The 13,736-nt window shown below is 69.1% G+C and carries 11 protein-coding genes; 9 read left to right on the top strand and 2 right to left on the bottom strand.

Going from position 1 to position 13,736, the window contains the following annotated elements:
• Window positions 1-18: 18 nt before the first annotated feature.
• The 9 genes from nuoH (at window position 19) to KUA19_RS17585 (ending at window position 10,068) form a co-directional block, all read left to right on the top strand.
• Window positions 19-1,353: an NADH-quinone oxidoreductase subunit NuoH gene (gene nuoH / locus KUA19_RS17625; RefSeq protein ID WP_217397353.1), complete on the top strand. Its 1,335-nt coding sequence runs from the start codon at window positions 19-21 to the stop codon at window positions 1,351-1,353.
• Between the two features lies 1 nt (window position 1,354).
• Window positions 1,355-1,891 carry an NADH-quinone oxidoreductase subunit NuoI gene (gene nuoI / locus KUA19_RS17620; RefSeq protein WP_217397095.1) on the top strand — a complete coding sequence of 179 codons (537 nt, stop codon included), beginning with the start codon at window positions 1,355-1,357 and terminating at the stop codon, window positions 1,889-1,891.
• Window positions 1,888-2,664 carry an NADH-quinone oxidoreductase subunit J gene (locus KUA19_RS17615; RefSeq protein WP_217397094.1) on the top strand — a complete coding sequence of 259 codons (777 nt, stop codon included), beginning with the start codon at window positions 1,888-1,890 and terminating at the stop codon, window positions 2,662-2,664. Before nuoI ends, KUA19_RS17615 begins: the two co-directional genes overlap by 4 nt.
• 3 nt (window positions 2,665-2,667) lie before the next feature.
• Complete coding sequence (gene nuoK, locus KUA19_RS17610) at window positions 2,668-2,967, top strand: NADH-quinone oxidoreductase subunit NuoK (protein WP_212834180.1); 300 nt, start codon at window positions 2,668-2,670, stop codon at window positions 2,965-2,967.
• A gap of 22 nt (window positions 2,968-2,989) precedes the next feature.
• Window positions 2,990-4,930, top strand: a complete 1,941-nt coding sequence (nuoL, locus tag KUA19_RS17605; protein ID WP_372451805.1) for an NADH-quinone oxidoreductase subunit L — start codon at window positions 2,990-2,992, stop codon at window positions 4,928-4,930.
• A 2-nt stretch (window positions 4,931-4,932) separates the two neighbouring features.
• Window positions 4,933-6,489 (top strand): NADH-quinone oxidoreductase subunit M, encoded by a 1,557-nt coding sequence (locus KUA19_RS17600; protein WP_217397092.1) that lies wholly within the window; start codon window positions 4,933-4,935, stop codon window positions 6,487-6,489.
• 2 nt (window positions 6,490-6,491) lie between these two features.
• Window positions 6,492-8,042 carry an NADH-quinone oxidoreductase subunit NuoN gene (nuoN, locus tag KUA19_RS17595; RefSeq protein ID WP_217397091.1) on the top strand — a complete coding sequence of 517 codons (1,551 nt, stop codon included), beginning with the start codon at window positions 6,492-6,494 and terminating at the stop codon, window positions 8,040-8,042.
• An 87-nt stretch (window positions 8,043-8,129) separates the two neighbouring features.
• Window positions 8,130-9,170 carry a polyprenyl synthetase family protein gene (locus tag KUA19_RS17590; protein ID WP_217397090.1) on the top strand — a complete coding sequence of 347 codons (1,041 nt, stop codon included), beginning with the start codon at window positions 8,130-8,132 and terminating at the stop codon, window positions 9,168-9,170.
• A 103-nt stretch (window positions 9,171-9,273) separates the two neighbouring features.
• Window positions 9,274-10,068, top strand: coding sequence for an IclR family transcriptional regulator (locus KUA19_RS17585; protein WP_217397089.1), 795 nt, complete (start codon window positions 9,274-9,276; stop codon window positions 10,066-10,068).
• Window positions 10,069-10,305: 237 nt separating this feature from the next.
• Here KUA19_RS17585 and KUA19_RS17580 read toward each other — a convergent pair whose 3' ends face one another.
• Together KUA19_RS17580 and rarD are read right to left on the bottom strand one after the other, a co-directional pair.
• Entirely contained in the window at window positions 10,306-12,444 is a 2,139-nt protein-coding gene (locus KUA19_RS17580) for a PhoX family protein (protein ID WP_217397088.1), read from the bottom strand.
• 334 nt (window positions 12,445-12,778) lie between these two features.
• A complete protein-coding gene (gene rarD, locus KUA19_RS17575; RefSeq protein WP_217397087.1) occupies window positions 12,779-13,687 on the bottom strand; it encodes an EamA family transporter RarD in 909 nt (302 codons plus the stop codon).
• Window positions 13,688-13,736: the final 49 nt, after the last annotated feature.

Raw genomic sequence — 13,736 nt, 5'->3', positions numbered from 1 at the left:
TTGTCCGACGTGCCGCCACTGACTCCGCTCGGTGGTGACCCCACGCTGGAGGACTTCGGCAAGGACCCCTGGTGGATCGTCCTCATCAAGGTCCTGGCGGTCTTCGTCTTCCTCGTGGTGATGACCCTGTTCACCATCTGGTACGAGCGCCGCGTGGTGGCCCGGATGCAGGTGCGTCCCGGCCCGAACCGGCACGGGCCCTTCGGTCTGCTGCAGTCGCTGGCCGACGGTCTGAAGCTGGCGTTCAAGGAAGACATCATGCCGCTCAAGGCGGACAAGATCGTCTTCTTCATCGCGCCGGTCATCTCGACGGTCTGCGCGTTCACCGCGTTCGCGATCATCCCGTTCGGGCCGATGGTGTCGATCTTCGGCGTGAAGACGCCGATGCAGCTCACCGATATCCCGGTGGCGGTGCTGCTGGTGCTGGCCTGCTCCGGCATGGGCATCTACGGCATCGTGCTGGGCGGCTGGGCGTCGGGCTCGACCTACCCGCTGCTGGGCGGTCTGCGCTCCAGCGCACAGCTGATCTCGTACGAGGTCGCGATGGGTCTGTCCTTCGTGGCGGTCTTCATGACCGCGGGCACCATGAGCACCTCCGGGATCGTGGCCGCGCAGGCGCACGGCGGCGAGGCCTTCGGCTGGCTGCCCACCCCGGGCTGGTTCGCGCTGCTGCTGCTGCCGAGCTTCGTGATCTACTCGATCTCGGCCGTCGGTGAGACCAACCGCGCCCCGTTCGACCTCCCCGAGGCCGAGTCGGAGCTGGTCGGCGGCTTCCACACCGAGTACTCGTCGCTGAAGTTCGCGCTGTTCTTCCTGGCCGAGTACATCAACATGGTGACCGTCTCCGCGCTGTGCACGACGCTGTTCCTGGGCGGCTGGCGGGCGCCGTGGCCGCTCACGATCTGGTCGGGGGCCAACTCCGGCTGGTGGCCGCTGCTGTGGTTCACCATCAAGGTGCTGCTGCTGCTGTTCGTCTTCGTCTGGCTGCGCGGCACGCTGCCGCGGCTTCGCTACGACCAGTTCATGCGGTTCGGCTGGAAGGTCCTCATCCCGGTCAACCTGGTGTGGATCCTGGCCCTGGCCGGCCTGAAGGTGGCGCAGAAGTCGACCTACAGCACCACCGACAAGCTGATGTTCGTCGGCGTCCCGCTCGCGGTGATCATCCTGCTCGCGCTGTTCTGGCCCGCCAAGGCCGAGGAGGAGCCGAAGACGGTGCAGGAGCAGGTGGCCGAGCGTCCCGAGGGCAGCTTCCCGCTCCCGCCGATGGACCTGCAGGTTCCGGTCAGCCCGCGGGCCAAGCGCCTGACGGCCGAGCGCGAGACCGTTCCGGCCTCGACCGAGAAGGAGGTGTGACATGGGTACGTTCATTGGCGGCGTGAAGAGCTTCGGCGTGACCTTCTCGCACATGTTCAAGAAGACCGTCACCACCGAGTACCCGGAGAAGCCGGACGCGACGGCCCCGCGCTACCACGGTCGGCACATCCTCAACCGGTGGCCCGACGGCCTGGAGAAGTGCATCGGCTGCGAGCTGTGCGCGTGGGCCTGCCCGGCGGACGCCATCTTCGTCGAGGGTGGCGACAACACCGACGACCAGCGCTTCTCGCCCGGCGAGCGGTACGCGTCGAACTACCAGATCAACTACGCGCGCTGCATCTTCTGCGGTCTTTGTATCGAGGCCTGCCCGACCCGCTCGCTCACCATGAGCAACGAGTACGAGCTGGCCCGCGACAGCCGCCAGGACCTGATCTTCACGAAGGAGCAGCTGCTGGCGCCGCTGCTGCCGGGCATGGAGCAGCCGCCGCACGCGATGCGGCTGGGCGCGACGGAGAAGGACTACTACCTGGGTGCGATGAGCAACCCGGGCACGTCGGCGGGAGCTGAGACCCGATGACTCTTGCGACTGAGGTGCTCGCCGCCGCGGGCCACGTCGGGACCGGGGAGAAGGTCGTCTTCTTCATCCTCGCCCCGCTCGCGGTGATCGGCGCACTGGGCATGGTCATCGCCCGCAACGCGGTGCACTCCGCGCTGTGGCTGGTGCTGACCATGCTCAGCATCGGCGTCTTCTTCATCGTGCAGGCCGGACCGTTCATCGGCATGGTGCAGATCATCGTCTACACCGGCGCCATCATGATGCTGTTCCTGTTCGTGCTGATGCTGGTCGGCCGGGACGCCACCGACTCGGTGATCGAGACGCTGCGCGGCCAGAAGGTCGCCGCGGTCATCCTGGGTGTGGGCCTGGCGGGCCTGCTCGGGTTCGGCGCCTGGGAGGCCACTCGGGGCATCGTCCCGGTGGGCCTGGACGGCGCGAACGCCGCGGGCAACGTCCAGGGCATCGCCAAGCTGCTGTTCACCAAGTACGTCTGGGTCTTCGAAGTCACGAGCGCCCTGCTCATCACGGCCGCTGTCGGCGCGATGCTGCTGGCGCACCGGGAGCGGGCCGAGGGCGAGAAGGTCGGCCAGGTCGCGATGATGAAGGAGCGCTTCCGGCCGGGCAACTACCCCGGTCCGAAGCCGGGCCCGGGTGTCTTCGCGAACTCCACGTCGGTGGCGACCCCGGCCAAGCTGCCCGACGGCAGCCCGGCCGAGCGCAGCATCTCGCCGATCCTGCCGACCCGTGAGCTGACCGCGGCTGAGATCGCGAACAAGCACACCGAGGGGAAGTGACCCATGACCCCCATGTACTACATCGTGCTGGCCGCCGTGCTCTTCAGCATCGGCGCGACCGGCGTGCTCATCCGCCGCAACGCCATCGTGCTGTTCATGTGCATCGAGCTCATGCTCAACGCGGCGAACCTGGCCCTGGTCACCTTCGCCCGGATGAACGGGACGCTGGACGGCCAGGTCATGGCGTTCTTTTCGATGGTGGTCGCCGCGGCCGAGGTCGTGGTCGGGCTGGCCATCATCATGTCCATCTTCCGCACGCGGCGCTCGGCGAGCGTCGACGACGCCAACCTGCTGAAGTACTGAGGCGGACATGGTTGCAACTCTGATGACCGAGCAGGCGGAGGCGGTCGTGTACGCGCCCGCCACCGGCCTGCTGTCGTACATGTGGCTGCTCATCGCCATCCCGGCGGTCAGCGCGCTGATCCTGCTGCTGGCGGGACGCGCCGCGAACCGCTGGGGCCACTGGCTCGGCGTCGCGTCGGTCCTCGCCTCGTTCATTCTCGGCCTGACCTTGTTCTTCCAGCTGCGCAACCTGGAGAACCGGGCGGTCGTCGAGAACCTCTACAGCTTCATCCCGGTGGGCAACCTCCGGGTGGACTTCGGGCTGCTCTTCGACCCGCTGGCGGCGTGCTTCGTGCTGCTGATCACGGGCGTGGGTTTCCTGATCCACCTGTACGCCACCGAGTACATGTCCCACGACGAGGGACGTCGCCGCTTCTTCGGCTACTTCAACCTCTTCATCGCGGCGATGCTGCTGCTGGTGCTGGGCAACAACTACGTGATGCTGTACTTCGGCTGGGAGGGCGTCGGTCTGGCGTCATACCTGCTGATCTCCTTCTGGTACGGCCGCCCGGCCGCCGCGACCGCGGGCAAGAAGGCGTTCCTGATGAACCGCGTCGGTGACGCGGGTCTGATCCTGGGCATCTTCCTGCTGTTCGCGAACCTCGGCACGGTCAACTACGAGTACGTCTTCAACCACATCGGGACGCTGGGCAGCACCACGATCCTGCTGATCGGCCTGGCGCTGCTGGCCGGTGCCGCCGGCAAGTCGGGCCAGTTCCCGCTGCAGGCGTGGTTGCCCGACGCGATGGAGGGCCCGACCCCGGTCTCGGCCCTGATCCACGCCGCGACGATGGTGACCGCCGGTGTCTACCTGATCGCCCGCTCGAACCCGATCTTCTCGGAGAACACGACGCTGCAGACGATCGTGGTCAGCGTCGGTGCGATCACGCTGCTGCTGGGCTGCATCATCGGTGCCGCCAAGGACGACATCAAGCGGGTGCTCGCCTGGTCGACCGTCTCGCAGATCGGCTACATGTTCCTGGGCGTCGGGCTGGGCGGCGGCGCGTACGCGCTGGCCATCATCCACCTGCTGGCGCACGGCTTCTTCAAGGCCAACATGTTCCTCGGCGCCGGTTCGGTCATGCACGGCATGAACGACCAGGTGGACATCCGCCGCTTCGGCGGGCTGCACAAGTACATGCGCATCACCTGGCTCACGTTCATGATGGGCTGGCTGGCGATCATCGGGATCTGGCCGCTGAGCGGCTTCTTCACCAAGGAGCCGATCATCGTGGCCGCGTTCTCGCGGCCCGGCTGGACCGGCTGGCTGTTCGGCCTGGCGGCCCTCATCGGCGCGGGCCTGACCGCCTTCTACATGACCCGCCTGTTCATCCTGACCTTCCACGGTCCGAAGCGGTGGACCACCGCCAAGGAGGGGTCGGTCGACCAGCACCCGCACGAGTCGCCGCCGGTCATGACCATCCCGCTGATCCTGCTGGCGCTCGGCTCGATCGTCGCCGGTGGCCTCATGGTCACCTCGGTGCCGGAGTGGCTGGAGCCGGTGCTCGGCCCCGAGACCGCGGAGCACCCGAAGCTGGCGCACGGCGTCATCACGGCGCTGAGCCTGGCGCTGACGGTCGCGGGCGCCGGTCTGGCGTACGCCCTGTTCCGCAACGGCACCGCGCTGGCCCCCCAGCCCGCGGGCGTGCTGGTCACCGCGGCGCGGAACAACCTCTACACCGACGCCTTCAACGAGGCCGTGTTCGAGAAGCCCGGCAACTGGCTGACCCGGCTGCTGGTCTTCGTCGACAACAAGGGTGTCGACGGTCTGGTCAACGGGCTCGCGGCGGCGGTCGGCGGCGGTTCGGGCCGGCTACGGCGGCTGCAGACCGGGTTCGTCCGGTCCTACGCGCTCTCAATGCTGGTCGGCGGGGTGCTGGTGCTCGGCGCCTTCCTCGCGGTGCAGCTCGGCTGGATGGGATAACGATGAAATACCTGTCAATCCTGACCCTGGTACCGCTGGTCGGTGCACTGGTGGTCGCGTTCGTGCCGCGCAGCAAGCCGCAGTTGGCCAAGCAGCTGGCGCTGCTGGTCTCGCTGGTGGCGCTCGGTGTCGCGGTCGCCACCTGGCTGGCCTTCAAGACCGGCCCGGGCACGCCGCGACTGCAGCTGCAGGAGTCGTTCACCTGGATCCCCGCCTGGGGCGCGAAGTTCTCGTTCGGCGTGGACGGCATCGCCCTGGTGATGATCGCGCTGATCGCGCTGCTGGTGCCGCTGGTGATCCTGTCCAGCTGGCACGACGCCGAGCGCAGCCAGCGCAGCGTCCCGGCGTACTTCGCGCTGCTGCTGGCGCTCGAAGGCATGATGATCGGCAACTTCGTCGCCACCGACGTGCTGATGTTCTACCTGTTCTTCGAGTTGATGCTGGTCCCGATGTACTTCCTCATCGGTTCCTTCGGCTCGGACGTGCAGCCCAAGCAGCGCCAGTACGCCGCGGTGAAGTTCTTCCTGTACTCGCTGGTCGGCGGTCTGTTCATGCTGGCCGCCGTCATCGGCCTGTGGGTGCTGGGCGCGAAGGGCGGCCAGCACACCTTCGACTGGCAGACGCTGACGAGCGCCGAGTTCACCACCACCGCCCAGCGGTGGCTGTTCCTCGGGTTCTTCCTCGCGTTCGCCATCAAGGCGCCGTTCTTCCCGTTCCACACCTGGCTGCCCGACGCGGGCGGCGCGGCTCCGGCCGGTGCCGCGGCGCTGCTGGTCGGCGTGATGGACAAGGTCGGCACCTTCGGCATCCTGCGCTACTGCCTCCCGCTGTTCCCGGAGGCGTCGCGCTGGTTCGCGCCGTGGGCGATCGCGCTGTCGCTGGTCGGCATCATCTACGCGGCGCTGCTGGCGGTCGGCCAGAACGACCTCAAGCGCCTGGTCAGCTACACCTCGATCGCGCACTTCGGCTTCATCGGCATCGGCATCTTCGCCTTCACCATCCAGGCCGGTAGCGGTTCGGTGCTGTACATGCTGAACCACGGTCTGGCCACCGGCCTGCTGTTCCTGGTCGTGGGCATGTTCGTGGCCCGGCGCGGCAGCACGATGATCGGCGACTTCGGCGGCGCGGGCAAGCTGCTGCCGGTCCTGGCGGGCGTCTTCTTCATCGCCGGTATGGCCTCACTGGCCCTGCCCGGCCTGGCGCCCTTCGTCAGCGAGTTCCTGGTGCTGATCGGCACCTTCACCGTCAACAAGACGGTGGCGGTGATCGCGACGGTCGGCATCATCCTGGCCGCGGCGTACGTGCTGTGGATGGTGCAGCGCACCACCCAGGGCACGCTCAACGACAAGTTGCGCGACCTCGAGCCGATGAAGAAGGACCTGTCGCTGCGTGAGGGCGTCGTCGTGGCGCCGCTGATCGCGCTGCTGCTGGTGCTCGGCTTCTACCCGAAGCCGGTCCTCGACGTGATCAACCCGGCGGTGCAGGCCACCCTCAACGGCGTGGTCAGCCCGGAGCGGTCCGACCCGGCGCCCGCCACCACTGTGGAAGCAGGAAAGTGACCATGGGCGACACCATCTCGTTCCCGCATCTGGACTACGCCGCACTGTGGCCGATGCTGATCCTCTTCGGCGCGGCGTGCGTCGGGGTGCTCGTCGAGGCGTTCGTGCCGAAGGCGGCCCGCAACGCCGTCCAGTTGGTGCTCAGCCTGCTGGCCATGGGCGCCGCGCTGGTCATGGTGATCAAGCGGGCGGCGGCGGGCGTGACCGCCGCCAACGCGCACACCGCCTCCGACGCGATCTCGATCGACAAGGCGGGCCTGTTCCTGCAGGGCACGCTGCTGGTGCTCGGCATCGTCTCGCTGCTGCTGATCGGCGAGCGGACGCTGGAGACCGGCGGCCCGTTCGTGGCGCAGGCCGCGATCACCGTCGGCTCCGAGGCCGACCGCCGTCAGGCCGCGCGCGAGTCCGGCGCGACCGAGGTCTACCCGCTGGCGCTGTTCGCGCTGGCCGGCATGCTGCTCTTCGTGTCCGCGAACGACCTGCTGGTCATGTTCGTGGCGCTGGAGGTCTTCTCGCTGCCGCTGTACCTGCTCTGCGCACTGGCCCGCCGCAAGCGGCTGCTGTCGCAGGAGGCCGCGGTCAAGTACTTCCTGCTCGGCGCGTTCGCCTCGGCGTTCTTCCTGTTCGGCCTGGCCATGGTCTACGGCTTCGCCAACGCGGTCGACTTCAACTCGATCCACGCCGCCATCGGCACCTCGGACAAGCCGTTCGTGCTGCTGCTGGTCGGTCTGGCGATGCTGGCGATCGGTCTGCTGTTCAAGGTGGCCGCGGTGCCGTTCCACGTGTGGACGCCCGACGTCTACCAGGGCGCGCCGACCCCGGTCACCGCGTTCATGGCGGCGTGCACCAAGGCGGCGGCCTTCGGCGGCCTGGCCCGCGTGCTGTACGTGGGCTTCGACCGGAGCAGCTGGAACTTCACCCCCGTGCTCGGCATCATCGCCGTGCTGACGATGCTCGTCGGCGCGGTGCTGGCGGTGACCCAGACCGACCTCAAGCGGCTGCTGGCCTACTCCTCGGTGGCCAACGCCGGTTACCTGCTGGTCGGTGTGCTGGGCGGTGGCCGGGACGGCCTGAGCAGCATGCTGTTCTACCTCGTCGCGTACGGCTTCGCCATCATCGCCGCGTTCGCGCTGCTGACGCTGGTGCGTGACGCCGACGGTGAGGCCACCCACCTGTCCCGCTGGGCGGGCCTGGGGCGCCGGTCGCCGTTCTTCGCCAGCATCTTCACCTTCCTGCTGCTGGCCTTCGCCGGTCTGCCGCTGACCAGCGGGTTCACCGCGAAGTTCGCGGTGTTCGGGGCGGCCCTCGGCGGCGGTCAGACCTGGCTGGTGCTGTTCGGCGTGCTCAGCAGCATCATTCTGGCCTTCCCGTACCTGCGGGTGGTCGTGATGATGTGGCTGTCCGAGCCGGGCGACACCACGCCGAGCGTGTCCATCCCGGGCGCGCTGACTTCGGCCGCGCTGATGGTCGGGGTGCTGGTGACGCTGCTGCTCGGCGTCGCGCCCAGCGCGCTGCTGGACCTGGCCAACAACGCGGCGTCGTTCGTACGTTAGTGGTTTCGACCAGTAAGAAACGGTAAGTCCGAAGCTCCTCCCATGGTCTCGCGAAGGCATGGGGGGAGCTTCGATCATGTGTGAGTCATGTGGCATCGTGGGGGCGTGGTGAGCAGTGTTAACGGTCGTACTGCGCGGGGAGCCGGCGTCAGTTTCGACGACCCAGTGCTGGAGGCGACGGTAACCCGGACGCTGGCGCAGGTGGAGGCACGACTGCGCGAGTGCGTCGAGTCCGCCGACCCCTTCGTGACCGAGGCCGCCCGGCACCTGCTGGACGCCGGCGGCAAGCGCTTCCGCCCGATGCTGGTGTCGGTCTGCGCACACTTCGGCGACCCGAACGCGCCCGAGCTGATCGACGCGGCGGCGGTGCTGGAGCTGACCCACGTCGCGACGCTGTACCACGACGACGTGATGGACGAGGCCCTGGTGCGTCGCGGCACCCCGAGCGCCAACGCGCGCTGGGGCAACTCGCTGGCCATCCTGGTCGGCGACTTCCTGTTCTCCCGCGCCGCCGAACTCGCGGCCGGGCTCGGCCCCGAGGCCGTGAAGATCCAGGCGCAGACGTTCGCCGCCCTCGTGCACGGCCAGATCGCCGAGACCGTCGGCCCGCGCGATGCGGACCCGGTCGAGCACCACCTCTACGTGCTGGCGGGCAAGACCGGTTCACTCATGGCCACCTGCGCCACCTTCGGCGGCATGTTCTCCGGTGCGTCCCCGGCGGTCACCGCCCGGCTCACCGCGTACGCCGAGACCCTGGGGCTGGCGTTCCAGCTCTCCGACGACCTGCTCGACATCTCCAGCGACAGCTCGGACTCGGGCAAGACACCTGGCACCGACCTGCGCGAGGGCGTGCCGACGCTGCCGGTGCTATACGCCCTGGCCAGCCAGGACGCCGACCCGGCCGCGGTGCGGCTGCGCCAGATCCTCGCCGACGGCCCGGTGACCGACGACGCCATGCACGCCGAGGCGCTGGAGCTGTTGCGCGAGAGCGACGCGATGCGCCAGGCCCGCGAGACCGTACGCGGCTACGCCGAGCGGGCTCGGGCCGAGCTCGCGGGGCTGCCCGACAACCCCGCCAAGGTCGCGTTGGAGGCCCTCTGTGACGTCGTGGCGGACAGGATCAGTTGACGCCCGTGTCGTGAGTGGATCGACCTAAGTCGCTACCTTTCGGCCCTTCACCTGAGCCCTGCATTTGCATATCGTAGGTGCGGCTGCCTGGGAGGTGCTGACGATGCGAGATTCCACAGTCCCGCCATCGGACATGGTCAGCAGCGTCGCCCGAGCGCTGCGCGTGCTCGAAGTGGTGGGCGAGACACCAGCTGGGTTGTCACCGAAGCAGATCGCCCGCCGCTGCGACATCACGCCCGCCGCGGCGTACCGGATGCTGCGGACCCTGGCCCACCAGGGCTACGTGATGCGGCGCGGGGACGGCGGATACACGCTGGGCCTGGCCGTCGCCGACCGGTTCCGGGAACTCGTGGTCGCCATGCGTGGGCCCGCCGAGGTCGGCACCGTGCTGCGCCGCGCCTCCGCCGACATCGGCTACAGCCACTACCTGGGCAGCTTCGTCGACGGCAAGGTGGCCATCACCGCCATCGCCGAGGGCGTCCGCTCCCCGCACGTCGAAGACCTGGTGCCCGGGTTCGACGACGGCGCGCACGCCACCGCCCTGGGCAAGAGCCTGCTCGCCACGCTCGAGCCGGCCGCCCGCGAGCGCTACCTCAAGGAACACGGCATGCGCGCGTTCACCCAGGCGACGCTGCGCTCATCGTCGGCGCTCGACGCCGACATCGCCGCGGGCATGCGGCGCGGCATGCAGGTGGAGATCGGCCAGTTCCGCTCGGGCGTCGCCTGTGCCTCGGTGGCGGTGCAGACGGCTGGGGACCTGTCGCAGCGCTACGTCGTCGCCTGCGCGCTTCCGGCGGTCGACCTGGTGGCCCAGGCCCCCGTCATCCGCGAGCGCCTCTACAGCACCGCCAGGGCCCTCGCCACCGCCCTCAACCCGCCGATGCCCGCCGCCGCCTGAGCCCCCGCGCCCCGCCGCCCCGACCGCCCCAAACTCGCCGCCGGACCACCGCAAGATCGCTGCCAAGTTGCCGGGCAATCGGGCGTATCTTGAGCCCTCTTTCGACCGATTGCCGGGCAACTTGAGCGCACCCGCGCCGCGCGCGCCCGCCTGCGCGCGACGGCGCACACGCCGCCCTAGGTGCGCGACGGCGCCCGTGGCGGGGGCCACGGGCGCCGAGGGTGGGGCGGTGTGGGCTCAGGAGCCGACGGGCTTGCCGTCCAGGCGCCATACGCCCACGATGCCGGGCTTGCTGTAGTCGCCGTCAGGCCAGGTGCTGGCCGGCTTGTCGAAGGACGCGCCGGTGAGCTCGCCGGGGTGCTGCACCGCGGCGAAGACCGTCTTGTTGTCCGTGGCGATGAACGGGCCGCAGGTCTCGGCGCCGCGCGGTACGGTCAGGAACTGCTTCAGGTGACCGGCCTCCGGGCCCGACAGCGCGGTGGCGAACAGGCCGTCGTTGCTGAGCAGCGCGTTACCGTCCGTGGAGATCCACAGGTTGCCCTTGCTGTCGAACGCGACGTTGTCCGGACAGGAGATCGGGGAGACCTTGGTCTTGTCGTACCCCATGAAGAAGGTCGACGGGTCCGCCGGGTCGCCGCAGACGATCGGGATCGCCCAGGTGAACGTGGCGCCGGTGTGGTCGCCGCCGTCCTCGGTCAGCTCGAAGATGTGGCCGTGCTTGTTGGCGTTGCGCGGGTTGGCCTCGTCGGCCAGGGCGCCCCGGCCGGTGGTGGTGCCCCGGGCGGTGTTGTTGGTCAGCGCGGCGTAGATCTTGCGGTTGACCGGGTTGGGCTCGACGTCCTCCGGCCGGTCCATCTTCGTGGCGCCGACAGCGTCGGCGGCCTGCCGGGTGAAGACCAGGATCTGCTCCACCGTCCAGCCGGTGACCATCGACCGGCCGTCCTTGACCAGCGGCAGCCAGGTGCCGGTGCCGTTGAAGGCGCCGTCGGTGGGCAGCTTGCCAGTGCCGTCGATCTCGGCGGCGCTGGTGAAGTCGAGCTTGGCCACGTACAGGTCGCCGGACTCCAGCAGCGTCAGGTTCTGCTTGCGCGCCCAGTACGAGTCGCCACGGGTGATCTTCTTGCTGGAGACGAACTTGTACATGTAGTCGAACCGCTCGTCGTCGCCCATGTACGCCACGACGTGCCCGTTGTCGGCCACGATCACGTTGGCGCCCTCGTGCTTGAACCGGCCCAGCGCGGTGTGCTTGCGCGGAGCCGAGTCCGGGTCGAACGGGTCGATCTCCACGATCCAGCCGAAGCGGTTGACCTCGTTCGGGTTCGCGGTCAGGTCGAACCGGGCGTCGACCCGGTCCCACTTGCGCGAGTCGGCGGGGTAGCGGGCGGTCGTCGACACGCCGTAGCGGTTCAGCGCCGCCTTGGCCTCCTCCGGCACGCCGTCGCCGCCGACGAAGTACTGGTTCCAGTTCTCCTCGCCCGACAGCACCGTGCCCCACGGGGTCACGCCGCCCGCACAGTTGTTGAGCGTGCCGACGACCTTCCTGCCGGTCGGGTCGGCGGCGGTCTTCAGCAGCGCCGAACCGGCCGCCGGGCCGGTCATCGCGAACACTGTGGACAGGGCGGTGATGCGGCGGTTGTACGGGCGGCGGCCGCGGTCGACGACCTGCCACTGACCCGTACGCCCGACACGCTCCAGCTCGACCACGGACATGCCGTGCGCCGCGATCGCGGCCTTGACCTGCTCGTCGCTCAGCGCGTCCAGGGTGGTGAAGCCCGGGAACATCAGGTTCTCGTTGGTGTACTCGTGGTTGCAGACCAGCAGGGCGCGGTCGTGACCGCGGCCCAGCGGCAGCACCGCCACGAAGTCGTTGTTGTAGCCGAACTGCGTCGACTGGCTTGCGCCGGTCTGCGCCGCCGGGTCGAAGTCCGGCGCGCCCGGCACCACCTCGTCGCCCCAGCGAATGATCACGTTGTGGTCGTACCCGTTCGGCACCACCAGGTTGTCCAGCGTGTTCGGCGGGATCGGCGAGAACGTCAGCGCGGCCGGGCCACCCGAGGTCTCCAGCGCGGCGGTCGAGAAGCCCTCGGCGGCACCGGACTCGCCCGGTCCGGCGAACGCGGGTGCGGCACCGGCCACGGCCCCGGCCGTCGCACCGGCGAAACCGAGTGCGATCGCCCCGGCCGAACCGGCCTTCAGCACGCCGCGCCGGGTCACCTCGGCCTCGATCTGGTCACCGAAGTACTCGTTCGAGGAGGTGTTGGGGGCGGGGTGGTCACAGGCATTGGCGCAGCGGTACAGGCAGGTCATCGAGGACCGGCTGCCTCCGCTGTGGCCGTCCCCGCCGAGCAGGGGAAGCCGGCGGCGGGATTCGTTCATGAGGGATTGCCTCCAGGCGTGAGGATCGGCACATGCCTTTCGTCACGCACGGTAGGGACGCCGGATGATCCCATCCCTGACCCCGGATGAACGCGGGGTGAACCTCTCCCCGAGCCGCCCCCGCCCGCGCCGCCCGCCCCCGCCCGCGCCGAACGCGCCGCCCGCGCTGAACGCGGGGCGCGGTGCGCGGGGCGCGGTGCGCGCGCCAAGATCGCGACACTTTCGGGAAAAGTGCTGGAATCTTGGCGGTCTTACCGACACTTTCCCCGAAACTGCACCCTCCCTCGCCGACTGGGCGCCGATGCGCGATAAGAAGGGGCCCTTCTTTTCGGCGTTAGGCGGCGGGGAGGGGGGCGGGGCGTAGGCGGGTGGCGCGGGCGGTGCGCAGACCGTCCCACGTGAAGACCGCCAGGGCGAGCCATACCAGCCCGAAGCCGAACAGGCGCACCGGCGGCATCGGCTCGTGGAAGAGGAACACGCCCAGGGCGAGCTGCAGCGTCGGGGCGACGTACTGGAGCATGCCGATGCTGACCAGGGGGAGGCGGTTGGCGGCGCCCGCGAACATCAGCAGCGGGACCGCGGTGAGCACGCCCGCAGCGGCCAACAGCAGGGTGTGGCCGGTGCTGATGTGCCCGAAGGTGAGCTGGTCGTGCTGGGCGTACCAGATCAGCAGGGCGAGAGCGGGCAGGCTGAGCACGGCCGACTCGACGAAGAGGCCGTCGGTGGCGGGCAGCCCCAGGCGCTTCTTGACCAGTCCGTACATGGCGAAGCTGAAGGCCAGGATGAGGGCGACCCACGGCGGGTGGCCGTAGTCGACGGTGAGCACGAGGACGGCTACGGTGCCGATGCCGACGGCGGCCCACTGGGCACCGCGCAGGCGCTCGTGCAGGAGCACCACCCCGGCGACGATCACCACGAGCGGGTTGATGAAGTAGCCGAGCGACGTCTCGACGACGCGGTCGATGTTGACGGCCCAGATGTAGGTGGCCCAGTTGATGCCGATGAGCAGCCCGGCCAGCGCGATCCCGGCGACGGTGGCCGGACGGTGGCGGAGTTCGGCGATGCGGCGCCAGCCGCGTACGGCGGTGAGCAGCAGGATCATGAACAGCACGGACCAGACAATGCGGTGTGCGAGCACCTCGAACGGGCCGGTCGGTCGCAAGAACTTGAAGTACGCGGGGAAGAAGCCCCACATGGTGTACGCGCCAAGCCCGTACAGGTAGCCGAGGCGAAGCTGACTCACGGTCGAATCGTAAGGGGCGAGTTGGCCGCTGCTACTGACAATGTGACGG

It is taken from the genome of Catellatospora tritici (assembly GCF_019083965.1).
GTDB classification, from domain to species: domain Bacteria; phylum Actinomycetota; class Actinomycetes; order Mycobacteriales; family Micromonosporaceae; genus Catellatospora; species Catellatospora tritici.
Note: the sequence above shows the minus strand (reverse complement) of the source record. Positions and strands in the feature narration are given on the sequence as shown.